Origin of the sequence: Alistipes dispar (assembly GCF_006542685.1) — a bacterium.
Lineage (GTDB): Bacteria > Bacteroidota > Bacteroidia > Bacteroidales > Rikenellaceae > Alistipes > Alistipes dispar.
Window position 1 is genome coordinate 2658953 of sequence record NZ_AP019736.1, and the last position, 24997, is coordinate 2683949.

The 24997-nt window shown below is 63.8% G+C and carries 16 protein-coding genes and 1 other RNA gene; 5 read left to right on the forward strand and 12 right to left on the reverse strand.

Features of this window, described 5'->3' with window-relative positions; all coding sequences use genetic code 11:
• Window positions 1-198 precede the first annotated feature (198 nt).
• Window positions 199-2862 (forward strand): DNA mismatch repair protein MutS, encoded by a 2664-nt coding sequence (gene mutS / locus FME97_RS11085; protein WP_394344262.1) that lies wholly within the window; start codon window positions 199-201, stop codon window positions 2860-2862.
• 101 nt (window positions 2863-2963) lie between these two features.
• Here the strand turns inward: mutS and udk are convergent, their stop codons facing one another.
• From udk to FME97_RS11100, 3 genes are all read right to left on the reverse strand, one after another.
• On the reverse strand, window positions 2964-3584 hold the full coding sequence (udk, locus tag FME97_RS11090) for a uridine kinase (RefSeq protein ID WP_141429683.1): 621 nt from the start codon (window positions 3582-3584) through the stop codon (window positions 2964-2966).
• 139 nt (window positions 3585-3723) lie between these two features.
• Window positions 3724-5679: a DNA topoisomerase (ATP-hydrolyzing) subunit B gene (gyrB, locus tag FME97_RS11095; RefSeq protein WP_141429684.1), complete on the reverse strand. Its 1956-nt coding sequence runs from the start codon at window positions 5677-5679 to the stop codon at window positions 3724-3726.
• A 100-nt stretch (window positions 5680-5779) separates the two neighbouring features.
• Window positions 5780-6520: a cell division ATP-binding protein FtsE gene (locus tag FME97_RS11100; RefSeq protein WP_141429685.1), complete on the reverse strand. Its 741-nt coding sequence runs from the start codon at window positions 6518-6520 to the stop codon at window positions 5780-5782.
• Between the two features lie 235 nt (window positions 6521-6755).
• Here FME97_RS11100 and ssrA point away from each other — a divergent pair.
• Window positions 6756-7159: a transfer-messenger RNA gene (ssrA, locus tag FME97_RS11105) on the forward strand.
• A gap of 138 nt (window positions 7160-7297) precedes the next feature.
• Here ssrA and FME97_RS11110 read toward each other — a convergent pair.
• On the reverse strand, window positions 7298-9484 hold the full coding sequence (locus FME97_RS11110; protein ID WP_141429686.1) for a GH92 family glycosyl hydrolase: 2187 nt from the start codon (window positions 9482-9484) through the stop codon (window positions 7298-7300).
• A 375-nt stretch (window positions 9485-9859) separates the two neighbouring features.
• Here FME97_RS11110 and FME97_RS11115 point away from each other — a divergent pair, with 375 nt between their 5' ends.
• Window positions 9860-11047, forward strand: coding sequence for a pyridoxal phosphate-dependent aminotransferase (locus FME97_RS11115; RefSeq protein WP_141429687.1), 1188 nt, complete (start codon window positions 9860-9862; stop codon window positions 11045-11047).
• A gap of 111 nt (window positions 11048-11158) precedes the next feature.
• Here FME97_RS11115 and purT read toward each other — a convergent pair whose 3' ends face one another.
• The 8 genes from purT to FME97_RS11155 form a co-directional block, all read right to left on the reverse strand.
• Window positions 11159-12340, reverse strand: a complete 1182-nt coding sequence (gene purT / locus FME97_RS11120) for a formate-dependent phosphoribosylglycinamide formyltransferase (protein ID WP_141429688.1) — start codon at window positions 12338-12340, stop codon at window positions 11159-11161.
• A 22-nt stretch (window positions 12341-12362) separates the two neighbouring features.
• Complete coding sequence (locus FME97_RS11125; RefSeq protein ID WP_141429689.1) at window positions 12363-14027, reverse strand: putative transporter; 1665 nt, start codon at window positions 14025-14027, stop codon at window positions 12363-12365.
• A gap of 129 nt (window positions 14028-14156) precedes the next feature.
• Window positions 14157-14852: an LrgB family protein gene (locus FME97_RS11130; protein WP_141429690.1), complete on the reverse strand. Its 696-nt coding sequence runs from the start codon at window positions 14850-14852 to the stop codon at window positions 14157-14159.
• On the reverse strand, window positions 14842-15213 hold the full coding sequence (locus FME97_RS11135) for a CidA/LrgA family protein (RefSeq protein WP_141429691.1): 372 nt from the start codon (window positions 15211-15213) through the stop codon (window positions 14842-14844). The genes FME97_RS11130 and FME97_RS11135 overlap by 11 nt, the downstream gene beginning before the upstream one ends.
• Window positions 15214-15506: 293 nt before the next feature.
• On the reverse strand, window positions 15507-18071 hold the full coding sequence (gene feoB, locus FME97_RS11140) for a ferrous iron transport protein B (protein ID WP_141429692.1): 2565 nt from the start codon (window positions 18069-18071) through the stop codon (window positions 15507-15509).
• Window positions 18072-18131: 60 nt separating this feature from the next.
• Entirely contained in the window at window positions 18132-19631 is a 1500-nt protein-coding gene (locus FME97_RS11145; protein ID WP_141429693.1) for an efflux transporter outer membrane subunit, read from the reverse strand.
• The gene (locus tag FME97_RS11150; protein WP_141429694.1) at window positions 19628-22765 is read right to left on the reverse strand and encodes an efflux RND transporter permease subunit; all 3138 of its coding nucleotides are present in this window, start codon (window positions 22763-22765) and stop codon (window positions 19628-19630) included. The genes FME97_RS11145 and FME97_RS11150 overlap by 4 nt, the downstream gene beginning before the upstream one ends.
• Window positions 22766-22769: 4 nt before the next feature.
• Entirely contained in the window at window positions 22770-23876 is a 1107-nt protein-coding gene (locus tag FME97_RS11155) for an efflux RND transporter periplasmic adaptor subunit (RefSeq protein WP_141429695.1), read from the reverse strand.
• Between the two features lie 162 nt (window positions 23877-24038).
• On the opposite strand from FME97_RS11155, the gene FME97_RS11160 reads away from it, so the two are divergent.
• Complete coding sequence (locus tag FME97_RS11160; protein ID WP_141429696.1) at window positions 24039-24212, forward strand: histone H1; 174 nt, start codon at window positions 24039-24041, stop codon at window positions 24210-24212.
• 91 nt (window positions 24213-24303) lie between these two features.
• Window positions 24304-24948: a nitroreductase family protein gene (locus FME97_RS11165; protein ID WP_141429697.1), complete on the forward strand. Its 645-nt coding sequence runs from the start codon at window positions 24304-24306 to the stop codon at window positions 24946-24948.
• Window positions 24949-24997: the final 49 nt, after the last annotated feature.

The following is a 24997-nucleotide window of genomic DNA, read 5'->3' on the forward strand; positions in this document are numbered from 1 at the left end:
CCGTCTGTTTCTGGATTTCCGGCCGTCCCTCCCCGTTCGGATCGGCCGGTCGCTTTCCCTTTTGCGGATTCTTTTCCGCAGCGGCCGCCGGAGACCCGGGCCGAAAAATTTGGCCTCCGCCTTTTGCACGACTGCCGAAAAACCGTTATCTTTGTTGGATAATTCATACAATATTTTATTGTGGTTTCGGAGAAGAAAATTGAAAAAAAATACGTCGAAACGCCCCTGATGAAGCAGTATTACTCCATCAAGGCCGTGCATCCCGACGCCATTCTGCTCTTCCGTGTGGGCGACTTTTACGAAACGTTCGGCGATGACGCGATCAAGGCCAGCGGCATTCTGGGCATCACGCTCACGCGCCGTGCGAACGGTGCGGCGACCTACGTGGAGCTGGCGGGATTTCCCTACCATGCCATCGACACCTACCTGCCGAAACTTGTCCGGGCAGGCGAACGCGTGGCGATCTGCGAGCAGCTCGAAGACCCCAAGCTGGTCAAGGGACTGGTCAAGCGCGGTGTCATCGAACTGGTGACGCCGGGCATCGTTCTGGGTGACAACATTCTGGCCAACAAGGAGAACAACTATATCGCCTCGGTCTATTTCGGCCGTCGGGCGACGGGCGTGGCGTTTCTCGACATCTCGACCGGGGAGTTCTACGTGGCCGAGGGCACGGACAGTTACGCGGACAAGCTCATCTCCAATCTTCAGCCCAAAGAGGTGATCTACCAGCGCGGCTACGAGGACCGTTTCGCCGACGCTTTCGGGTCGCGGCTCTACACCTACCGTCTCGACGAGTGGGTCTTCTCGGAGGAGGTCAATCGCGGGAAACTTTGCAGGCAGTTCGGGACCAAGTCGCTGAAAGGTTTCGGCGTGGACCACTTCACGAGCGGCATTTCGGCCGCCGGGGCCATTCTCTACTACCTCGAGTTCACCGAGCACCGCGAGACGGGACACATTACCTCGCTCTCGCGCATCGACGAGGACGATTACGTGTGGGTCGATAAGTTCACGATCCGCAACCTGGAGCTCTTCTCCTCGAACGGCGCACGCGAGAAGTGCAGCTTCGCCGACGTCATCGACCGCACGCTGACGCCGATGGGCGGCCGTCTGCTGAAGCGGTGGATCGCCATGCCGATCAAGGACCCGGCGAAGATCAACGAGCGGCTCGACGTCGTGGAGCGCTTCACGAAGGAGGCCGACCTGGCGGACGCCGTGCGCGAGCAGGTGGCGATGGTGGGCGATCTGGAACGTATTGCGTCGCGTATCGCTGCGCAGCGCGTCACGCCGCGCGAACTGGTGCAGCTCAAAAATTCGCTCGCGGCGATCGAGACGCTCAAGGCCGCGCTCGAATCCACGGACGACGACCGGTTGCATGCGCTGGCTGCGGGCATCGACCCGCTGGCCGGGGTCCGCGAACGCATCGCCCGCGAAATCTATCCCGATCCGCAGAACAACCAGATTCAGAAGGGAGGGGTCATCGCCGACGGCGTAGATCCCGAACTGGACGACCTGCGCCGCATCGCGCTCCACGGCAAGGACTACCTTTCGCGCATCCAGCAGCGCGAGAGCGAGGCAACGGGCATCCCGTCGCTCAAGATCAGCTACAACAACGTCTTCGGCTACTACATCGAGGTCCGCAATGCCCACAGGGACAAGGTCCCCGCGACGTGGATACGCAAACAGACGCTGGCCAATGCCGAGCGTTACATCACCGAGGAGCTCAAGGAGTACGAGGAGAAGATTCTCGGCGCCGAGGAGAAGATGCTCGTTCTCGAGCAGCGCATCTATGCCGACATCATGGCCTTCATCTGTTCGTCGCTCCAGCCGATGCTGCACGACGCGGCTGTCGTGGCGCGCATCGACTGCCTGCAATCCTTCGCGCGGCTGGCCTGCGAGCGGCGCTACGTACGTCCGGTGCTCGACGACGGCAAGCGCATCGACATCCGTTCGGGACGCCATCCGGTCATCGAAACGCTGATGCCCGTGGGGGAGGAGTACGTCCCCAATGACGTCATGCTCGACGACCGGCAGCAGCAGATCATGATGATTACCGGTCCCAACATGTCGGGTAAATCGGCTCTGCTGCGGCAGACGGCGCTCATCATCCTCATGGCACAGATGGGCTCGTTCGTACCCGCCGCCTCGGCGCATATCGGCGTCGTGGACAAGATTTTTACGCGCGTCGGCGCATCGGACAACATTTCGCAGGGCGAATCCACCTTCATGGTCGAGATGCTCGAGTCGGCCAGCATTCTCAATAACATTTCGGACCGCAGCATCGTCCTGCTGGACGAGATCGGCCGCGGCACTTCGACCTACGACGGCATTTCGATCGCCTGGGCGATGGTCGAATACCTGCACAACCATCCGACGGCGCACGCCAAAACACTCTTCGCCACGCACTACCACGAGCTGAACGAAATGGAACAGATGTGTCCGCGCGTGAAGAACTACCATGTCGCCGTCAAGGAGATGGGCAACCAGATCGTCTTCCTGCGCAAGCTCGAGCGGGGCGGCACGGAGCATTCGTTCGGTATCCACGTGGCGCGCATGGCCGGAATGCCGCAGTCGGTCGTGGCGCGTGCCGACGAGATTCTGCGCAACCTCGAGCAGGTATATGGTTCGAACGAGATCGTCCCGAGCCGCAGTCTCAAGGATCGCGGAAAGAAACCCTCGGCGCAGGCCGTGAAGGAAGCCGCCGAGAGCGGTGTGCCGCAGAACATGCAGCTTTCCATGTTCCGGCTGGACGATCCCGTGCTGGTGCAGATCCGCGACCAGATCAAGGGGTTGGACATCAATGCCCTGACGCCGATCGAGGCACTCAACAAACTCAACGAGATCAAGAAGATCGCAGGTATCTGACCCGGTGCGGGTTCCGGATGCCGTTATCCGGACAAGACGAAAGAGGAGGTTCGCCCTTTGCGGGGACCTCCTGTTTTCGTCAATGGATCGGGGAGCCTCTGTCAGTTCCGGTCGATGAGCGACCGGATATTCTGGATGAGCATCGCTACGGCCACCGAGTTGAATCCGCCTTCGGGGATGATGACGTCGGCGTATTTCTTCGACGGTTCGACGAACTCCTCGTGCATGGGTTTGACGGTCGAGGTGTACTGCGTGATGACCGACTGCATCGTGCGGCCGCGTTCGCAGACGTCGCGCAGGATACGCCGCGCCAGCCGAATGTCCGCATCGGTGTCCACATAGACCTTGATATCCATCAGGTCGCGCAGCTCCCGGTTCTCGAAGATCAGGATGCCGTCCACGATAATCACCTTCGACGGCTTGACCAGCACGGTTTCCGGCAGCCGGTCGTGGTCCACGAACGAGTACACCGGGTGTTCGATCGGTACGTTCTCCTTGAGCGCCTTGATATGGTCCACCATCATCTGCGTGTCGAACGCCTGCGGATGGTCGTAGTTGAGTTTCGTGCGCTCCTCGTACGTCAGTTCGGGGTGGGCCTTGTAGTAGAAGTCGTGGCACAGCGTGGCGACGTCGTCGCCACGGAAAGCTTCCTGCAGACGTTTTACGAGCGTCGATTTTCCCGAGCCGGTTCCTCCGGCCACACCGATTACGGTTACTTTCATGGTTTTATGGATTGGGTTTGGCTGTTTTCCTTTCGTTTCTCCGTTCCGTGCCGCAGAAGCCGCTCACGCCTGCCGCCCGGTACGAAAAAAGGATCGCCCTCCCTTTCTGTCGGGGCAATCCTTTCTCCGTTGGGCCGCCTTATGCGTCGATATTCGCGTAATGGGCGTTGCGTTCGATGAATTCGCGGCGGGGCGGCACGTCGTCGCCCATGAGCATCGAGAAGATGCGGTCCGCCTCGGCGGCGTTCTCGATGTTCACCTGGCGCAGGATGCGCGTGTCGGGGTTCATCGTCGTCTCCCACAACTGGTGGGCGTTCATCTCGCCGAGACCTTTGTAACGCTGCACGTGCGCGCCCTTGCCGAATTCGGAGGTGATCTCGTCGCGTTCCTTCTCGGTCCAGCAGTAACGCTCCTGCTTGCCCTTCTTCACGAGATAGAGCGGCGGAGTGGCGATGTAAACGTGGCCGTTCTCTATGAGCTCCTTCATCTTGCGGAAGAAGAAGGTGAGCATCAGCGTGGCGATGTGGCTTCCGTCCACGTCGGCATCGGTCATGATGATGATCTTGTCGTAGCGCAGTCCTTCGAGGTTGAGCGCCTTGGAATCCTCCTCCGTGCCGATCTTGACGCCCAGCGCCAGGAACATGTTCTTGATCTCCTCGTTCTCCCACATTTTGTGCTCCTGTGCCTTCTCGATGTTGAGAATCTTGCCGCGCAGCGGCATGATGGCCTGGAAGTTGCGGTCACGGCCCGACTTGGCCGTACCGCCTGCCGAGTCGCCCTCGACGAAGAAGATCTCGGCCACCGACCTGTCGCGGCTCGTGCAGTCGGCCAGCTTGCCCGGGAGTCCCGACCCCGAGAGCACCGTCTTACGCTGCACCAGCTCGCGGGCGTGGCGGGCGGCGTGGCGGGCCGTGGCGGCCAGAATCACCTTCTGCACGATCGCCTTGGCGTCTTTCGGGTTTTCCTCGAGGTAGTCGCCCAGCGCCGAGGCCATGGCCTGATCGACCGCAGCGGCCACTTCGTCGTTGCCCAGCTTGGTCTTGGTCTGTCCCTCGAACTGCGGTTCGGCCACCTTCACCGAGACGACTGCCGTCAGTCCCTCGCGGAAGTCGTCGCCGTTGATGTCGAACTTCAGCTTGGCGAGCATTCCCGAGTCCTCGGCGTATTTCTTGAGCGTGCGCGTCAGCGCGCGGCGGAATCCCGTCAGGTGCGTGCCGCCTTCGATGGTGTTGATGTTGTTCACGTAGGAGTGTACGTTCTCCGAGAAGGAGTCGTTGTACTGCATGGCCACTTCGACCGGAACGCCGTTCTTCTCGGTGTCGAGGTAGATGATCTGCTCGATGATCGGCGTGCCGCGCGTGGCGTCGAGGTACTGGACGAACTCCTTGAGGCCCTCTTCCGAATAGAAGTGGTCCTCGTGCGTCTTGCCCTCCTCGTCCGGCCGGCGGTCGTAGAGGTTCAGGTGGATGCCCTTGTTCAGGAATGCCAGCTCGCGCAGGCGGTTGGCCAGAATCTCGTATTTGTAGATCGTTGTGTGGGTGAATATCTCGCCGTCGGGCTTGAACGTCACGATCGTTCCGCGGTCCGTGCATTCGCCGACGATTTCGACCTGCGACGTGGGTTTTCCCTTGCTGTACGTCTGGCGGAAAATCTTGCCGTCGCGGTGGATTTCGGCGATGAGCAGCGTCGAGAGCGCGTTCACGCACGAGACGCCCACGCCGTGCAGACCTCCCGAGACCTTGTAGCTGCCCTTGTCGAACTTGCCTCCGGCGTGCAGCACCGTCAGCACGACTTCGAGCGCCGACTTGCCCTCTTTCTCGTGGAAGTCCGTCGGGATACCCCGGCCGTTGTCCTTGACGGTGATCGAGTTGTCCTCGTTGATCGTCACGTCTATATCGGTGCAGTATCCGGCCAGCGCCTCGTCGATCGAGTTGTCCACGACCTCGTAGACGAGGTGGTGGAGACCCTTCTCGCCGATGTCGCCGATATACATGGCCGGGCGTTTGCGCACCGCTTCGAGGCCCTCGAGGACCTGGATGTTCGACGCGGAATACGCCTCTTCCTGTTTCTTAACGTTTTCTTGTTCGGTACTCATCGTTGTCGTTTAAATATCGTACAAATATACGGATTTTTTCCGGATTGCGCAACCCGGGGCCGCGGATCGGCGCCGCTTCCGGCCGCGGGGCGGCGCGTGCCTATCCCAGCTCCTCTTCGAGGTTCACTTCGCGGATCTTGCCCTGCGCGAAGAGAATGGCGCGGGCGGGGTAGTTCTCTATGAGGGCCGTGTTGTGCGTGGACATGACCACGGCGCATCCCCGTGCGGCGATCTGCCGGAAAAGCTGCATGATGCCGTCGGCCGTCACCGGATCGAGGTTGCCCGTCGGTTCGTCGGCCAGCAGCACCTCGGGGTCGTTCAGCAGCGCGCGGGCGATGACCAGGCGCTGCTGTTCGCCGCCCGAAAGCTCGAAGGGCATCTTGTAGCTCTTGTGTCCCAGCTGCACGACTTCGAGCACCTTGTCGATGCGTTCGCGGATCTCCTGCTCGCGTTTCCAGCCCGTGGCCTTGAGCACGTAGTGCAGGTTCATGAAGACGTTGCGGTCCGTGAGCAACTGGTAGTCCTGGAAGACGATGCCGATGCGGCGGCGCAGGTAGGGAATGTCCCGCCGGCGCAGGCGGCGCAGGTCGAATCCCGCCACGCGCCCGCGGCCCGAGAGCAACTGCACCTCGGCGTAGAGCGTTTTGAGCAGCGTGCTCTTGCCGCTTCCGACCCGTCCGATCAGGAAGACGAATTCGCCCGGGGCCACCGTGAGATTGACCTCCGAGAGGACCATTTCGCCCTGCCGGATGAGTTTCTCCTCCGAGCGGCTGCCGAAGGGATCGTCCGCGTGGTAGATGGCTGCGTCCCGCAGTTCGACCACGTATCTGTCTTTAGTCATGCGTCGCGTGTTTTTCCTCCGTCTGCCGCCGTCGCCCGCAGAAGCTGCGCGGCCCGTCGCCTGCCGGGGGCTTTCCGTCGGACAAATATACGAAATTTTCCCGGTTCGCAGGTGTTTCGGAACCGAAAAAAGCGGCGCTGCCTCCTGCGGGCGACATTCTTCGCCGCGGGGTGTTTGTTTTTGCGGAAAAAGCGTTATCTTTGTCCCGCGGCTTTTGCCGATTGCGGACAGAATTGGGGGTGCCCGGTTTTGACAGCAGGCAGAGTTTGATCGTAAGCACGTCGAGCGCTGTGTGGCGGCTCGTTAATCCCGACGCTCAAGAATCAAATGGCAATAACAGCTACGCACTCGCTGCCTAATTTTCAAGGAAAATTGGCTTAATCCCCGGGGCCCAGGAGCCTCGGCGACGAGTATCCCGAAAGGCCGTTCCGCTCTTTAACGGTTTTTCATACGGGGTATCATCAATTTAGAGATAGCGTGCCGGAGGGTCCCGGCCGGTGCGCGAAATTCAAGGGACTGGGCCCCGGGTTCGGTCGCCGCCTGCCAGGCCCGGGGAGAAGGACGAAACGGCGGATAAACGTGTAGAAAGCTTTCGGGTTCCCTGTTTGGACGCGGGTTCGACTCCCGCCACCTCCACCGTTCGGCGGCGTTCCGGTTCTCCGGGACGCCGCTTTTTCGTCCGCGCATACCGCAGCGAACGCCCGGGAATGTCTCCCGGGCGTTCGCTCTGTTCCGGAGTGGAGAACCCGAAATGCCGGCTCCTGCCTTTTTATTCGTTTACTCGGGATCGCTCATCGAATAGGGGCGGTCTTCCGGCGCCGTGCCGCGCTCCGTATTCGGGCATCCGCTCATCTCCAGCCGCAGCTCGCCGCCCGCCATCAGCGTCTCGTGGTCGAACCAGTTTTTCGTCCAGGGGGCGCCGTTGAGCGTAGCCGAACGGATGTAGGGCCGGTCGGGGGCGTTGCCGTCGGCCGTGATGACGAACTTCCGCCCGTTCTCGAGCCGGATCGTCACCCGGTCGAAGAGCGGGCTGCCCAGAACGTACTGCCCGACGCCCGGCGTCACGGTGTAGAATCCCATGGCGTTGAAGACATACCACGACGACATGGCGCCGCCGTCCTCGTCGCCCGGGAATCCTTCGGGTCCCGAGTTGAAGAGCCGCGTGAGGCTTTCGCGCAGCAGTCGCTGCGCCTTCCAGGGCTGCCCGGCGTGGTTGTAGAGGTGGATCACGTGGAAGCACGGCTCGTTGCCCTGGGCATACTGCCCCTGATTGCCCGCCACGGCCTCGTTGATCTCGTGGATGCGGTAGCCGTAGCCGCCGTGGAGCACCGAGTCGGCACGCACGGCGAACAGCTCGTCGAGGTTGCGCCGGAACGCCTCCTCGCCGCCCATGAGGCCGATCATGCCGCGTGCGTCCTGCTGCACCGAGAAGCGCCACTGCCAGCCGTTGCCCTCGACGAACGGACCGCCCCATTCGTAGGGGTTGAAGTCCTCGTCGAAGCGTCCCTCGCGGTCGCGGCCCTTGAAGAAGCCGTCCGCCGGGTCGAACACGTTGCGGTAGTTGTAGATGTGGCGCGCGAAGATCCGCTCGTAGAAGTCGTTTCCGGTCATCCGCGCCAGCCGCCAGGCGCAGAAGTCGTCGTAATTGTATTCGATGGTTTTCGACGTGGTTTCCATCACGCGGTCGGTTCCCTGCGGATAGGGGATGTAGCCCATGGCGAAGTAGTCCTCGAAGCCCAGCCGGCCGTAGCCGCGGACGTGCTCGCGGTTGTAGTCGCCGTTATTGAGCGTATCGACCGCCGAGCGGGTGATCTCCCGGTAGTAGCGGCCGAGCGCCTCCTCGGGGTCGAACGTGCGGATGCCCTTCGCCCACGCGTCGGCGAGGACCGATATGGCGTGGTTGCCGATCATCACGTGCCCCGAGGGCCACCACCCGGTGAGTTCCTGGGTGCGCATGAGCGACTGCACGTACCGCTCCTCCTCGGCGCGGTTGATGATGTTGTGCAGCGCGAAGAGCGAGCGGTAGGCGTCCCACAGAATCGGATTGACGTGATAGCGCCCCTCGTACACCTCGCCGTCGTAGGCGAAGCGTTCGCGGCCTTCGGCGTCCGTTTCGTAGTCCTGCGCCGGGCGCAGCATCGTCCGGAAGAGGCAGGAGTAGAAGGTGCGTCGCTGCTCCGGCGTGCCGCCCTCGACCTCGATCCGGCCGAGCATTCCGTTCCAGCGCTCCCGGGCCGCCTCGCAGACCTCCCCGAAGCGTTTCCCCTCCAGCTCGCGGCCGAACGTCACGCGGGCCTGCCTGGCATCGATCTTCGACACGGCGGCCTGCACGCCGACCGTTCCGCCCCGCCCGAAGCGGAGCAGCAGCGTCCCGCCCTTCCGGTCCTCGTCCACGGTGAAGTCGCGGTCGAAGCGGAGCAGGAACCACGTCTTGTCTGCCGCCTGACTGACGTTCGAGCGGCGGATGACATAGCCCGTGACGCACCGTGCCGCGGCATCGGCCTCCACGCCGCCCATCTCCTCGCCCGAGAGCGCGAGCAGCGCCTCGCTCCGGCGCGGGTAGGTGAAGCGGAAGACGGCGCAGCGCTCCGTGGGGCTCATTTCGGAGAGAATGCCGTCCGAGGTCCGCATCCGGAAGTAGTGGGGGCGGCCGACGATCGACGCGGTGTCCACCGTCGCCGTGGCCGTTTCCGGCGACGGCGCCTCCGTCAACGGGCGGAGCACGATGCCGCAGCCTCCCACGCCTGCCGCCGAGCGTCCGACGTAGGAGAATCCGACGGGCGACCAGCTGTTCACGCCCTGCGGCAGGGCGACGAGCGGCGTGCAGCGGCCGTGGGAAAATTCGGGCGTGTTGTGCGATCCCTGCATCGTGTTCACATACGCGGTCAGGTCCTGCTGCTTCTGCGCGCAGAGCGCACACGCCGGCAGGAGGGCGAACAGGAGTAGTAGTTTTTTTCGGATCATATTTTCGTTCGGGTTAAGCCGGGACCGGTGCGGCGGGTGCGCGGACTCCTTTCCGGGGGGGGCCGTCGGAGCGGAACCGGACGGACATCCCGTTTTTTCGGCCCTTCCGGTGCCGCCGCGGCGCGCCGCCGCAAAATCCGTGTAAATTTAGTCAAAATACCCCCGATCTCCAAATCCGCTTCCCGTTCCTCCGGGGCTCCGCCGGAACGCATCTTCCGGCAGGCCGTTCCCGGAGGAGGCCGGCATTCGAAAGCGGACGGCTCCTTCCCGCGGTGCGGAGAGGCTTTCCGGCCATTTTGTCGCGGCAATATTTTAATATTATTTAATTAATCCCTATCTTTGTCCGAAGCAAATCCCAAACACGCAACAGAGACTATGGCAAAAGCAGTAAACATCGCCCGTTCGCACCGTCTGGACGGTATCGGGGAGTACTATTTCTCGCGCCGCCTGCGCGAACTTTCGGAGCTCGAGGCCTCCACGGGCCGCCAGATCATCAAGCTGGCCATGGGCAGTCCCGACCTGCCGCCCCACCGGTCGGTCATCGACCGGCTGGCGAAGGAAGCCCAGCGCCCCGACGTCCACAAATACATGTCCTACAAGGGCGAGCCGATTCTGCGCAAGGCTTTTGCCGACTGGTATGGGAAGTGGTACCGCACCGAGCTGGACTACAATTCGGAGGTGCTGCCGCTGATCGGTTCGAAGGAGGGCATCATGCATATCTGCATGACGTTCCTCGATCCGGGCGACAAGGTGCTGGTCCCCAACCCGGGTTATCCGACCTATTCGGCCGCCGTGCGGCTGGCCGGAGGCGAGATGCTGCCCTATGCGCTCAACAAGGAGACGAATTTCTATCCTGACTTCGAGGCCATCGAACGGGCGGGACTCGACGGCGTGAAGATGATGCTGGTCAATTATCCCAACATGCCGACGGGACAGACCCCCACGCCGGAACTGTTCCAGCGGATCATCGACTTCGGCGCCAGGCACAACATCCTGATCGTCCACGACAACCCGTACAGCTTCATCCGCAACGCTGCGCATCCGATTTCGATCATGGAGGCGGATGGCGCGCGCGAGGTGGCGCTGGAGATGAACTCGCTGTCGAAGGCGCACTCGATGGCCGGCTGGCGCGTGGGCGTCGTGGTGGGCAAAAAAGAGTGGATCGACTCGATTCTCACCTTCAAGTCGAACATGGATTCGGGCATGTTCTATCCCATCCAGGCCGCGGCCGATACGGCGCTGGCACTGGGCGAGGACTGGTTCCGGGAGCTGAACGCCATCTACTACGGACGGGAGAAGCAGGCCTATGCGCTGCTCGACGCGCTGGGATGCCGCTACCGGAAGAACCAGGCCGGCCTGTTCGTCTGGGCCGAGCTGCCCGAAGGCTACGAGGGCGACAGCTTCGCCTTCTCGGACGAAGTGATCGACAAATGCGACGTCTTCCTCACCCCGGGCGGGATTTTCGGCTCGGAGGGCCGCAACTACATCCGTATCACGCTCTGCTGCCCCGAGGAGCTGCTCAGACGAGCCACGGACAACGTCGTGGCGAAGTTCCGCAAGTGACCCTTTGCGGCGGCCGGCTCAAGCCGTCCCGCCGCCGTATGAAAACCGCCCCTGCCGTACACGTTCACGGCAGGGGCGGTCTGTTTTCGGTAAGAATCGTTCGGGGCCCGGTTATTCCGGCAGCTCCACCCGCACTTCGGCGGCCGCGGCCTTCACCCTCCGGCGCAGCGCCTCCAGATCGCAGCCCGGGGCATCGTAGCCCACGACGACGCCCATACGCCGTCCCTCGCGGGCCGAGGGTTTGCCGAAGATGCGCACGTCGAGACGGGCATCCGCTGCCGCGGCCCGTTCGATCCCCTCGTAGCGGGGAGCCGAGGCGGAGGCTACCGGAGAGAGGATCACCGCGCTCGCACCGGGACGTTCGAAGGTGATTTCCGGAATCGGAATCCCCAGCACGGCCCGCAGGTGCAGCTCGAACTCGTTGAGATTCTGCGTTCCGGCCAGCGTCACCATGCCCGTGTCGTGCGGACGGGGCGACAACTCCGAGAAGTAGACGCCGTGCTCGTGGCTCAGGAAGAATTCCACGCCCCACAGCCCGGCGCCCGTCAGCGCCCCGGTCACGGCCGCCGCCATGCGCTGCGCTTCCTGCAGGTGCTCGGGAGCGATCCGCGGGGACTGGAAACTCTCGCGGTAGTCGCCGCCCTGCTGCACGTGGCCGATCGGCGGGCAGAAAAGGGTGGGACCGTGCCGTTGCGTCACGGTGAGCAGCGTGATTTCGCTGTCGAAGCGGATGAACTCCTCGACGATCAGCTCGCGTATGTCTCCCCGCGAACCCTCGCATCCGTAACGCCATGCGTGCTCCACGTCGCCGGGGCTTTTGACGACCGACTGCCCCTTGCCCGAGGAGGACATCAGCGGCTTGACGACGCACGGATAGCCGATTCTGTCGGCCGCATCGCGCAGCTCGTCGAGCGTCCGGGCATAGAAGTACCGTGCGGTGCGCAGCCCCAGCTCTTTCGCCGCGAGGTCGCGGATCGCCTTGCGGTTCATCGTGAAATTCACCGCACGGGCGCTCGGGACGACCTGTATCCCGGCGCGTTCGAAGTCGTAGAGCCGTTCGGTGCGGATGGCCTCGATTTCCGGAACGATGATGTCGGGGCGGTGTCTCTCGACGACGGCCTCCAGCGCCGCGCCGTCGAGCATGTCGAAGACTTCGGCCGCATCGGCGACCTGCATGGCGGGCGCTCCCGCGTATGCGTCGCACGCCACGACGGTCTGTCCCAGCCGCTGCGCCGCGATCGTGAACTCCTTGCCCAGCTCTCCCGAGCCCAGAAGCAGTATCTTTTTGGTCATGGTCTTATTCGGATAAGGTTCGTTACAGAGCGAAGAGAATGAATATCTGCGCCGTCAGCACGCGGAGAAACATCACGACGGGATAGACGGTCGAGTATCCCACGGCGGGCATGTCGTTTCCGGCCGTGGCGTTCGCATAGGCCAGCGCGGGGGGATCGGTGGTCGATCCGGCGATCAGTCCCATCAATGTGTAGTAGTTCATCCTGAGCCATTTGCGGGCAACTACCGCAACGATCAGCAGAGGTACGACCGTGATGATGAATCCGTAGCCGATCCAGCGGTATCCGCCGTCGGCGATCGCTTCGATGAATCCGTCTCCCGCGCCGATTCCCACCGCCGCGAGGAACAGGGCGATGCCGATTTCGCGCAGCATGAGGTTGGCCGACATCGTGGTGTAGGTCACCAGATGGAAGTGCGTGCCGAAGCGTCCGATGAGGATCGCCACGATGAGCGGTCCGCCCGCGAGGCCCAGCTTGACGGGCTGCGGCACGTTGAGCAGCGGAATCGAGCCCAGCAGTACGCCCAGCGCGATGCCGACGAAAATGGTGATCAGATTCGGATGGTCGAGTTTCTTGAGCGAGTTGCCCAGCACGTCGGCCACCTGCGCCACGGACTTCGCCGGGCCTACGACCATCACGCGGTCGCCCACCTGCAACTCGAGCCCCTGATAGGGAATCAGGTCCATACCGGCGCGATTGACGCGCGTGATGGTGATGCCGTATTTCGTGCGCAGCCGCAGGTCGGAGAACTTCTTGCCGTTGATCGACGGCTTGGTGATGAGGATGCGGCGCGAGATGAGCTCGGCGTTGGGCGTGTTGTTGCCCCAGTCCTCGTCCGTCAGCTCCACGCGCCGGCCGAAGAAGGCCACCACGGCCTCCGTGTCCTCGCCCTGGCAGATCACCCACAGGCGGTCGCCCACATGCACCTTGCTGTCGGCGTCGGCCATCGAAATCTCTCCGTCCGGGTGCATGATGCGCGAGATGACGAACTGCCGGTTCACCAGATCGCGCATGTATTCGACCGTGCGGCCGTCGAGCATTCCGTTGGTGAACTCCACCGAGACCTTGTCGGCGAATTTCTGTTCGTGCGCGAGCTCGGCCAGCGCCTCGTCCTCCTTTTCGAACTTCACGCGGAAGACGTAGCGGACGAAGATCATCGTGAAGATGATGCCCACGACGCCCAGCGGATAGGCCACGGCGTATCCCAACGCGATCGAGGGGTCGTTGCACCCCGTGGCGTCGGCGTAGGCCTGCTGCGCGGCACCCAGTCCCGGGGTGTTCGTCACGGCGCCCGAGAGGATGCCCACCATGGTGGGTATGGGGGTTCCGGTCGCGGCGTGGAGCACGTAGGCCGTCACGACGCCCAGCAGGACGATCGCCACGGCGCATCCCACGAGTGTCATGCCGCCGTGCTTGAACGAGGCGAAGAAGCCGGGACCCACTTGCAGGCCGATCGAGAAGACGAAGAGAATCAATCCGAACTCCTGTACGAAGTGGCGCACCTCGCCGTCCACCGTCATGCCGAAATGGCTGAAGAGGATGCCCACGAAGAGTATCCACGTGATGCCGAGCGAGACCCCGCCGATCTTGACCTTCCCCAGAAGGATGCCGACGGTGATTACCAGCGCGAAAATCAGCACCGCATGGGCGATGCCGCTGCCGAAGAAGAGCGAATAGAGCCACTCCATAAGAGACCGATTTTGATGCCGTTTGGCGTAAGGTTTCGCAAAAGTAGCATTTATTGCAGAATTTTAAAAATTTTCGTCCGAAAAGATTTCGGCCCGCCGTGCCGCCTCTCCTCCGGGCCGCTCGAGGCTCTAATAGAGGTACTTTTCGATCAGGGGCAGGAAGAGCGCCGTGGCCAGCCCCATCAGGGCCATCGCCAGACCGCTCAGGGCTCCCTCCACGGCGCCTATCTCGATGGCCCGCGCCGTGCCGATGCCGTGTGCCGCGGCTCCCAGGGCGAATCCGCGTGCCTCGGGATCGCGGACGCCGCAGCGTTTGAGTATCCACTCGCCGAAGACGCTGCCGAATATTCCCACGCAGAAGACCACCACCGAGGTGACGGAGACGTCGCCGCCGAGCGGTCCCACGACCGACACGGCGATCGGAACGGTGACCGACTTGGGGGCGATCGAGGTGAGGATGCGGCGCTCCGTGCCGAAGGCCATGGCGATATAGACCACGCTCAGCACTCCGGCGAAACATCCGGCAAGGGTGGCGGCCCCGACCGGCAGGAGGCTGCCGCGCAGGCGTTCGATCTGTTCGTAGAGCAGGTAGCCGAGCGCCACGACCGACATGCCGAGCGCGAAGTTGAGAATGCCTGTGGCCTCGCGGTAGCGTTCGTAGCCGATGCCTGTCGCACTGAGGAAGACGATCACCGCGGCGAACGTGAGCAGCACGGGGTGGAGCAGCGGGGTCCGCGCCCGGCGGTAGAGGGCGCTTCCGGCGCAGTAGAGGCCGACGGTGAGCGTCAGCAGGAAGAGGTCCGAGCTGAGAAAGTCATTCGGCATGGCGTATGTGTCTGATGTGCCGCATGCGGGCGCGGCGGTTGAGACTCTGGAAGGTTTTGCCCGCGACGAAGATCACGAGGACGGTGGAGATCACGCCCGAGACGAGTATGGCCCAGAGGTTTTCGAGTATCACCCGGTAGGAGACCATCAGCCCCACGCCGTAGGGGACGAAGAAGAGGGCCATCGACCCGAGCAGGAACCGCGCCGCGGGGCGCACCCTGTCGGCCGGGACCCACCGCAGACAGAGCGAGGCGAAGAGCAGGATCATCCCGATGATGTTGCCCGATACGTACCCGCTCGTGGCGAGGCTCAGGGCGTTGCCCGCGAGCCAGAAAAACAGAATGTAGAACAGTCCGGTCATCGGTCGTTTCGTTTCGGCGACGCGGCATCCCTTCCTGCCGGGGTTTGCGGGCGGTCCGCTCCCCGAAACGACGCTCCGGAGCCGACTCGGCCCCGGAGCGGGATGTGTCGCCGTCGTTTTCGGGCGGCAAATATAGCGATTTTTTCACTCCTTCGTCCTTTTGTGCGGACAATTCGCCGATCCGCACGACGAACACCCGCGGCTCCGGCCGCGCAGCAGCCTTGCGGTGCGCCGGAGCGCTTCCGCGACGGCCGCGAGACAGACGGCCCACACCGCGTAATCCTGCCAGCCCGTCATGCGAAAAGCGAAGCTATGTGATAGACCGCCCAGGCCATGAGCCATGCCACGGCCGTGTCGTAGATCACCGATGCCGCGGCCCAGCGCCATCCGGCCTCCGAACCGATGGCCACCACCGTGGCGATGCAGGGGATGTAGAGCAGGATGAAGGTGAGGAACCCGAGTACCGCGGCTTCGGAGAAGTCGCCGCTGGCGAGCAGTTTTCGCCCGAGCGTCCGTTCCTCGTCGGCCTCCTCTTCCGGAACGTAGGCCACGCGGATCGCCGTCTCACCGTCCGCTCCGCCGATAATCGTTTTATGGACAGCGGTTTGTGACACTTCACCGGAAGCGATGCGTCGGGTCGCGTCGGCCGTTCCTTCCGGACCGTCTCCGGCCGCTGCGGGCGTCTCCTCGGCATAGAGTACGCCCAGCGTAGAGACGACGATCTCCTTGGCCGAGATGCCCGAGATCAGCGCCACGCCGGCCTTCCAGTTCAGTCCCAGCGGGGTGAAGACCGGCTCGCAGGCCTGCCCGATGCGTCCCAGATAGGAGTTCTCGTAGTTCGTCACGGCCGCATCGTCCGTGCGTTCGCGCGGGTAGTAGCTCAGGAACCAGACGACGATCGAGGCGATGAGGATCATGCCGCCCATCTTGCGCAGGTATTGCGCGCACTTGTCCCACATGTGCAGCAGCGTGGTCTTCCACGTCGGCATCCGGTAGGGGGGCAGCTCCATGACGAACGGCGTTTCGTCCTCGGGGTAGAAGAACCGCCGCATGAGGCGCGCCGTCACCACCGCCACGAGGATTCCCAGCACGTAAAGCCCCGTCATCACCAGCCCGGCATGGGCCGAGAAGAAGGTTCCCGTGAGCAGGATATAGATCGGCAGGCGTGCGCTGCACGACATGAAGGGGGTGATCAGGATGGTGATGAGCCGGCTGCTGCGGCTTTCGATCGTGCGGCAGGCCATGATGGCGGGCACGTTGCAGCCGAACCCCATAATCATCGGAATGAACGACTTGCCGTGCAGGCCGATGCGGTGCATCACGCGGTCCATGATGAAGGCCGCGCGGGCCAGATAGCCCGAGTCCTCCAGAAACGAGATGAACAGGTAGAGGATCATGATCTGGGGCAGGAAGACGATCACCGCGCCCACGCCGCCGATCACGCCGTCCGAGAGCATGTCGCGCAGCGGTCCTTCGGGCAGCAGGGAGTTCACTCCGTCGCCGATCCATCCCACCAGCGCGTCGAGCCAGTCCTGCGGATAGGCTCCGAGACTGAACGTGCACCAGAACATGAGCCACATGAGCGCGAAGAAGATCGGAAATCCCCAGAGCTTGTGCGTCACGAAGGCGTCGATGAGCGCCGTGGCCTTCGCCTGCTCGCGCTGCCCGGGTATGTAGGTCTCGCGCAGCGCACCCTGGATGAAGCCGTATTTCTGGTCGGCGAACGCCGTTTCGATGTCCTCGCCCAGCGCCTCGGCGATGTGGCGCGTCTCGCGGTCGCGGATTTCGATCCATTCGCCGTAGCGGGCGCAGCCGTGCAGCATCTCCTCCGCCTGCCGGTCGCCCTCGAGCAGTTTCATGGCGTAGTAGCGGGGCGGGAAGGCCTTGGGCAGCTCCTCGCGGTGGTCGCTCATGTCGCCGTTGAGCCGCCGCAGCCCCTCCTCGATCACCGGGCCCATGTTGATGTGGATGTGGCGCACGCGGTCGTCGCGGTTCTCGAAAACGTCGATCACCGTGTCGAGCAGCGCCTCGATGCCGCGGTTGTTGCGCGCCTCGACCGGAACCATCGGCACGCCCAGCATGCGGCCCAGGCTGTCGTAGTCGAGCTTCGCTCCGCTCCGCTCCAGCTCGTCGTACATGTTGAGCGCCACGACCATCCGCGGATTGATGTCGATCAGTTCGGTGGTCAGGTAGAGGTTGCGTTCCAGATTCGACGCCACGACCGTGTTGATCACCACGTCGGGCGTCTTCTCGGCGATATGGCTGCGGACATACCGTTCCTCGGGCGTGTAGGCCGTCAGGGCATAGGTTCCGGGCAGGTCCGTCACCTCGAAACGGTAACCGCGGTAGTTGCGGTAGCCGATCTTGGCGCCGACGGTCACGCCGCCGTAGTTGCCCACGTGCTCGTGGCCGCCCGAGACGGCGTTGAACAGCGACGTCTTGCCGCTGTTGGGATTGCCCACCAGCGCCACGGAGATCGTGCGGCTGCTGCGCGCCACCACCTCGTCCACCGTCGCGCACGGCTTTCCGCCGCGGCCCGAGCAATCGCAGGGCGTCGTACCCTCTCCGCATTTCCGGACGCAACCGGAGGCTTCGCCGCGGCCGCGCTGCGCAGCCAGATACTCGCCGGCCTCGGCGTCGGAGAGCACGACGACCATGTCGGCTTCGCTGCGCCGCAGCGAAATGTCGTACCCCATGATTTTGTATTCGATCGGGTCCTTCAGGGGCGCGTTCAGGATCACCTCGACGCGCTGGCCGCGGACGAACCCCATCTCCATGATGCGACGGCGGAATCCTCCGTGTCCCGTCACTTTGACGATCGTCGCCGATTCGCCGGTTTTCAGTTCGGATAGACGCATGTTGCCAGAAATGATTTCGGCCGCAAATATACGATTTTGCGGCAACACGCGCAATCCCCATTAGTAGGTATCCGCCGGCTCCTGGCCGGACGTTCCCGGAGCGGGGCCCTTTCCGGCGCCGGCCTTCGTGGCGGCTCTTCCGGGCTTCCGTCCCGGCGGCGCGCCGCCGGAGACCTTCTCCGGCGGTCCGGACGGCCGCTCCCATCCGCCGCCCAGCGCCTTGCAGAGCGCGACGTAATTGATGTACTGCTGCGCCACGAGGCTCGCCAGTTGCATCTGCGACTGGTAGAGACTGCGCTCGGCGTCGATCACGTCCAGGTAGTCGGAAAGTCCGCTGCGGTAGAGCGCACGGGTCATCGTGGCGATACGTCCGTTGGATTCGACCAGTTCGCGGCTGCGTTCGGTCTGCTCGCGGCAGGTCGTGATCGCCGTCAGGGCCTTTTCGACGTCGGCGAAGGCCGTCAGCACGGTCTGCTCGTAGTTCCTCGCCGCTTCGTCGTAGGCCGCCACGGCCGCTTGTTCGGCGCGCCGGAGTTTTCCGAAGGCGACGAGCGGTTCGACGAGCGACCCGGCGGCGTTCCAGACCCACGGGTCGCCGGAGGTCAGCCCTTTGATCGAACCCGACGCCGCACCTCCGCCGGCCGTCAGCGAGATCGACGGAAACCGCGCGCTCCGGGCCTGTCCGGCCTGCGCCGCGGCTTTCGCCACGCCGTAGTGCGCCTCCCGGATGTCGGGTCGTCTGCGCAGCAGCTCCGAGGGCAGTCCCACGGGAATCTCCGCGGGGTAGGTGTCGGTGCGCAGGGGCAGCCCTTCGCCCCGAAGCGTGTCCTGCGCCGGGAGCTCTCCGAGCAGCGTGCCGAGCGAAAGGGCTGTCTGTACGACGGCCCGCCGGTATTGCGGGATGTCCGCTTCGGCCGTGCGGACCAGACTGCGGGCCTGCTCGAGTGCCACGCCGTCCGACATGCCGTAGCGGAACATGGAGTCGATCAGTGCCGCCGACTCGCGCCGCAGTTGGAGGGTACGCCGGGCGATCGAGAGGTTGCGCTCGTATTCGAGCAGCGTGAAGTAGGTCGTCGCCACTTCGGCCGCCAGCGAGAGCCGCATTCCTTCGAGCGCCCACGCCGAGGCGGCGATTTCGGCCTTGGCGGCTTCTTTGGCGCGCCGCAGCGCTCCGAACAGCGAAACCTCCCACGAGAGGGTCGGCTCGACGGCGTAGGACTGCACGATTCCCGTGGCTTCGGCGTATTTGCCTCCGGCCTGCACCCCGAACCCGATCTGCGGCAGGTATTGCGCCCGCACGACCCCGAGGTTGGCCCGGGCCTGTTCGACGCGCGCGGCGGCCGCCGCCAGATCGCGGTTGCGTTCCAGCGCGCGGGCGACGAGGGTATCGAGCGTCGGATCGCCGAACATTTCCCACCAGCGGCTGCCGATGCCCGTCGTGTCCTGCGAGAAGCCTTCGGAGTAAACGTAACGGTCCGGGACGGCGGTTTCGGGCGGATAGAGCCGCGGCGAGCAGGCGTCCGCAAGCAGGGCCGCGGCCATTGCGATTTTCAGTTTCATGCCTGTTCCTCCTGTTTAGATCGAGTGCGGCGGCGTTCGAAGCCTCCGATGTGTCCCACGAGGTAGTAGAGCGCGGGATAGATGAAGATGCCCAGCAGCGTGGCGAAAAGCATCCCGCCCACGAGCGCGACGCCCATGATGTTGCGCGCGGTGGAGTAAACGCCGCTGGCGAAGACCAGCGGCAGGACGCCCAGAATGAACGAGAAGGCGGTCATGATGATCGGCCTCAGACGGATGCGGGCCGCTTCGACGGCGGCTTCCAACAGCGACAGCCCCTTCTCGCGGAAGAGCCGGTCGGCGTACTCGACGACCAGAATCGCGTTCTTGGCCGCCAGTCCGATGAGCATGACCAGCGAAATCTGCATGTAGATGTCGTTGATGAAGAGCGGGTCGAGCAGGTGCGCCCCTCCGATGAAGCACACCGCGCCCAGCACGGCGGCCGGCACGCTCATCAGGATCGCCAGCGGCAGCCCCCACGATTCGTAGAGCGCCGCCAGGGCGAGAAAAACGAAGACCACCGCCAGCAGATAGACCGTTCCGCCCCGTTTCGAGGCGTTGGCTTCCTGGTACGAGACGCCGCTCCACGCCGTGCCGATGTCGTCGGGCAGCACGGTCTCCGCGGTCCGTTCGATCTGCTGCATGACTGCGCCCGTGGAGGCGCCGGCAGCGGGCGAGACGGTGAGTGAGACCGATCGGTAGAGGTTGAACTGCGAGACGTAGGCCGTGCCCACCGTGTCAATCACCTCGGCGAGAGAGGCCACGGGGACGCTTTCGCCCGAAGCCGAAGCGACGTAGTAGTTGTCCAGCGAACGTTCGTCGCGCCGGTAGTCGGGCGCGGCCTGCATGTAGGTCTGGTAGAGCTTTCCGAAGCGCGTGAAGTTGTTGATGTACGTGCCGCCGAGCAGCGTGGTCAGCTCGCCGTAGAGCGTGCCGAGGTCCACCTCCGCGGCCAGCGCCTGTTCCCGGTCGATGCGCAGCCGCCGTTGGGGCACGTCCGCGTCGAAGGGGGTGGTCGCCGAGGCGACGGAAGGCAGGGCGCGCAGCGAATCCAACAACCGTTCGGTGTGCTCGAGCAGGTAGGCCGTGCCGCGCCCTTCGAGGTCCTGCACCTCGAGCGAGATGCCTGACGTGACGCCCAGTCCCGGGATGGCCGGCGGGATGAAGGCGTAGCACTCGGCGCCCGGGACGGCGACGTAGAGCGTTCCGGTGAGCTGCTGCGCGATTCGGGCGGCCGAGAGTTTGCGGTCGGCGTAGTCCGCGAGCTTGACGAAGATGATGCCGCTCGAGGTCGAGGCGATGCCTGCGAGCATGTCGAATCCCGCGGCGAACGAGGTCGAGGAGACTTCGGGAAGCCTGCGGATCAGCTCATCGGCTTCGGCCATCGCTTCGCGCGTTATTTGCAGCGACGAGGCTTCGGGCGTGGAGACCGTCACCATCAGGTATCCCTGGTCTTCTTCGGGCAGGAATCCCGCCGGGAGTTTGCGCCATACGAGGAAGACGATTGCGAGCATCGCGGCGACGAACAGCCCGGTGCGGGCGACGTGCCGCGCGAGCGTGGGGGCGAAGGCGGTGTAGCGCGCTGTCCGCCGGTCGAACCAGCGGTTGAAGGCGGCGAAAAATCCGTGCCGGGGCGGCTCCCGGTGTCGCAGCAGCAGGGCGCAGAGCGCCGGGGAGAGCGTCAGGGCGTTGAACGAGGAGATGACCACCGATACGGCGATCGTCACCGAAAACTGCTGGAACAGCCGCCCCGTGATGCCGCCCGAGAAGGAGACGGGAATGAAGACGGCCAGCAGCACGACGGTCGTGGCTATGATCGGCGAAGCGACGTTGCGCATCGCTTCGGCGGTCGCTTCGCGGGGTTTCATGCCGGCGGCGATATTCACCTGCACGGCCTCGACCACGACGATCGCGTCGTCCACCACCAGTCCGATGGCGAGCACCAGTCCCAGCAGCGAGATGATGTTGATCGTGAATCCCAGCAGCGGGAAGAGCGCGAAGGCTCCGATGAGCGATACGGGAATGGCCACCAGCGGGATGATCGTGGCACGCCAGTCCTGGATGAAGAGGTAGATGATGGCGATGACGAGCACGAGGGCGATGACGAGCGTGCGGAAGATGTCCCGCACGCCGGCGTCGATGCTCTCCGTGCTGTCCACGATCGTCGTGGCTTCGATGCCGTCGGGGAAACGCTGCGCGAGCCGCGTCATGGCGGTCTTGACCTCGTTGCCCACGGCCACGGCGTTGCTGCCCGGCTGCTGGTAGATGACGATGAGCGCCGTGGGGCTGCCCTCGAACCGCGAGCTGACGCCGTAGCTCCGGCTGCCGAGCGATACTTCGGCCAAGTCGCGCAGCCGGATCTGCTGCCCCGAGGAGGTGGTCCGCACGAGTATCCTGCCGAACTCCTCGGCCGTGGAGATCTGCGGCGGCAGCGTCACCGTGTAGGTGTAGGTCGTTCCTTCGGGGGCCGGTTCGGCTCCGAACTGCCCGGCAGGGTAGATGCCTGCCTGCCGTTCGACGGCCTCGGTCACCTCTTCGACCGAGATGCCGTAGTATTTCAGCACGTCGGGCCGCAGCCAGATGCGCATGGCGTATTCGCCCGCACCCATGATATTGACCTTGCCCACGCCGTCGAGCTTGAGCAGTTCGTTCTGCAGGTTGATGTAGGCGTAGTTGGCGAGGTATTCGTCGTCGTAACGGCCGTCGCTGTGCAGCGAGTAAACCATCAGGAAGCCGGTCATGGTCTTGCGTGTGGTGACACCCTGTCTGGTTACCGCCGCGGGCAACTCGGCCGTGGCCGTAGCGACGTTGTTCTGGGTGAGGATGGCGTCCATGTCGGGATCGGAGCCGATCTCGAAGGTCACCTGCAGCGACATGGAGCCGTCGTTGGCCGATGTGGCCTGCATGTAGAGCATGTCGTTCACGCCCATGACGGCCTGCGCCACGGGGGTGGCCACGGCGTCGTTCACCGTTTCGGCGTCGGCGCCGTCGTAGGTCGCCGTGACCTCGACCACCGGGGGCGTGATGTCGGGGTACTGCTCGACAGGCAGTCCGCGGAGCGAGATGAATCCCGCGATGACGATGACGATTGCCAGCGACAGGGCGAAGATCGGCCGCGTGATGAAGAATCTTTCCATGGCGCTATCGGATTTCGGGGATGACTTTCGCGCCGTCGCGCATCTTCTGCACGCCGTTCGCGACGACGGCCTCGCCTGCCTGCAATCCCCGGTCGATGCACCACATGTCGCCGTATGTCCCGCCCGGTTCGATGCGGCGGTAGCGCACCGTGCTGTCCGGCCCCACGACCCACACGGAGGCCTGCCCTTGCGACTGGATCACGCAGCGCTGCGGGACGACGACGTGCGGCCGCACGGGGCCGACATTGGCCGCGACGTGGGCGAACTGCCCCGGCTTGAGCGTTCCGTCGGGATTGGGAAACGCCACGACGAGAACCAGCGTGCCCGTGGCGTTCGGAATGTCCTTGCGCGTGTAGCTGTAAAACCCTTCGCCGGGATACCGCGTGCCGTCGGCCAGTGTCAGACGGATGTCCGAGAGCAGCCCCTCGTTGTCGTAGAGTGACGTGCGGCCGCCGGCCAGCCGCAGGTATTGCGACATGGGGATCGCCACGTCCACGGTCATCGTATCGGTGTTCGATACGGTGGTCAGCACGGTGAACTGCGTGCCGGGGCCCACGTAGTCGCCCACATGCGCCGAGGTGTTGGAGATGGTTCCGTCGATGGGCGAGCGCAGCTCGGTGTAGCTCACGTTCATACGGGCGTTGCGCAGCGCCTGTTCGGCCGACTGCACGGCGGCTTCGGCGGCCCGGAACTGGGCTGTGTACTGGTCGAACTGCGACTGGCTGATGGCGTTGATGCGGGCCAGCGGCACGGCGCGGTCGTAATTGTTGCGCGCTTCGAGCGCCCGGGCCCGGGCGGACTCCAGCTCCGCGCGGGCCGCGAGCATCGAGGTCGAGAGTTGCGAGGGGTCGATCGTGAAGAGCAGTTGCCCGCGGCGGACGGGCATCCCGTTGGCGAAGTGGCGCGAGGCGAGGAACCCGTTCACGCGGGGCTGGATCACGGCGTCGAAGTTGCTCGACAGGTAACCGATGAAGCTCATGCGGTTGGGGATCGGCTCCTCCTGGGCGCGGACGGCCTCGACCCTCAGTGGCGGAACCTGCCGCGGGGCGGGTTTCCCGCACCCGCCGGACAATGCGGCCAGGAGGCAGGCCGGAAGAAAAAATCGGTGCATAATGGCATGTTTTTACGCTCCGAAGGAATCAAAAAATATACCGACGGCCTCCGAATCGGGATTTTTCCGGAAAAAAAGCGGTTTTTCGGGCCTCCGGACGATGGCTTTTAGATAATTTTTATATCTTTGTTCCGATAACAAACCCAAAATTTTTTTACAGTCATGAAAGAATTAGTAGAAAAGATCAACGCCGAGTTCGAAGTGTTCGCAGCCAACGCCGCTGCGCAGGTGGAGAAGGGCAACAAGGCTGCCGGCACGCGCGCCCGCAAGTCGGCTCTCGAGCTGTCGAAGCTGATGAAAGAGTTCCGCAAGGTTTCCGTGGAGGCTTCGAAATAAGCGTTTCACAAGCGAAACGACGAAGGCCGTCCATTTCGGGCGGCCTTCGTTGTCTTCCATCCCTTCGTGTCTTTGTAAAAAACTTACGATGATGAAACACCTTTTGTTCGGGATCCTCTGCGGTCTCGCTCTCTGCGGCTGTCGTTCGCAGACCTCTTTCGGAGATCGTGCGGCGGATGCCGCGACTCTTGCCGCGGGCAATCCGGTCGAGGAGACGATCCGCGCCCGCCGCAGCATCCGTCGTTACGAACCGCAACCCGTCGGCCGGGATACGCTGCTGCGGATTCTCGACTGCGGCCTGCAAGCCCCCAACGGGCAGGGACGCGAGTCGTGGGAGGTGCGTGTGGTGACCGACAGCGCGTTGCTGGCCGCGCTGGACCGACAGTACGGATGTTACGTGCGGCAGGTCTCCCGGAATCCGAAAGCGCAGCATCCGGCCGCTTACGGCGCTCCGGCCCTGGTCTTCATCGCCTGCGACACGACTTACGACCTCTCGCAGGTGGATTGCGGACTGCTGGGCGGTAACATGATCCTCGCGGCTCAGTCCGTGGGAGTGGGGTCGTGCTGTCTCGGCGGACTGTGCCGCTTCCTGAACGCTCCGGAAGGAGCGGAGTTGCTGCGCCGCCTGCAATTGCCCGATCCGCACCGGCTGTTGTACGCCATCGCCTTCGGCTATCCGGCCGAGATGCCCGCGGCAAAACCCCGGAACCGGGAGAAAGTCCGGTTCGTCGAATGATCGGCTTTATAATATAGGTAGATGCCTCTGCTCTGCCGTTTTCTGGTTC

Bases quoted from the DNA above. Each gene is read 5' to 3' on its own strand.
- udk (WP_141429683.1), bottom strand. From the start codon at position 3,584: ATGAAAGTAACCGTAATCGGTGTGGCCGGAGGAACCGGCTCGGGAAAA.
- gyrB (WP_141429684.1), bottom strand. From the start codon at position 5,679: ATGAGTACCGAACAAGAAAACGTTAAGAAACAGGAAGAGGCGTATTCC.
- FME97_RS11100 (WP_141429685.1), bottom strand. From the start codon at position 6,520: ATGACTAAAGACAGATACGTGGTCGAACTGCGGGACGCAGCCATCTAC.
- FME97_RS11110 (WP_141429686.1), bottom strand. From the start codon at position 9,484: ATGATCCGAAAAAAACTACTACTCCTGTTCGCCCTCCTGCCGGCGTGT.
- FME97_RS11115 (WP_141429687.1), top strand. From the start codon at position 9,860: ATGGCAAAAGCAGTAAACATCGCCCGTTCGCACCGTCTGGACGGTATC.
- purT (WP_141429688.1), bottom strand. From the start codon at position 12,340: ATGACCAAAAAGATACTGCTTCTGGGCTCGGGAGAGCTGGGCAAGGAG.
- FME97_RS11125 (WP_141429689.1), bottom strand. From the start codon at position 14,027: ATGGAGTGGCTCTATTCGCTCTTCTTCGGCAGCGGCATCGCCCATGCG.
- FME97_RS11130 (WP_141429690.1), bottom strand. From the start codon at position 14,852: ATGCCGAATGACTTTCTCAGCTCGGACCTCTTCCTGCTGACGCTCACC.
- FME97_RS11135 (WP_141429691.1), bottom strand. From the start codon at position 15,213: ATGACCGGACTGTTCTACATTCTGTTTTTCTGGCTCGCGGGCAACGCC.
- feoB (WP_141429692.1), bottom strand. From the start codon at position 18,071: ATGCGTCTATCCGAACTGAAAACCGGCGAATCGGCGACGATCGTCAAA.
- FME97_RS11145 (WP_141429693.1), bottom strand. From the start codon at position 19,631: ATGAAACTGAAAATCGCAATGGCCGCGGCCCTGCTTGCGGACGCCTGC.
- FME97_RS11150 (WP_141429694.1), bottom strand. From the start codon at position 22,765: ATGGAAAGATTCTTCATCACGCGGCCGATCTTCGCCCTGTCGCTGGCA.
- FME97_RS11155 (WP_141429695.1), bottom strand. From the start codon at position 23,876: ATGCACCGATTTTTTCTTCCGGCCTGCCTCCTGGCCGCATTGTCCGGC.
- FME97_RS11160 (WP_141429696.1), top strand. From the start codon at position 24,039: ATGAAAGAATTAGTAGAAAAGATCAACGCCGAGTTCGAAGTGTTCGCA.
- FME97_RS11165 (WP_141429697.1), top strand. From the start codon at position 24,304: ATGAAACACCTTTTGTTCGGGATCCTCTGCGGTCTCGCTCTCTGCGGC.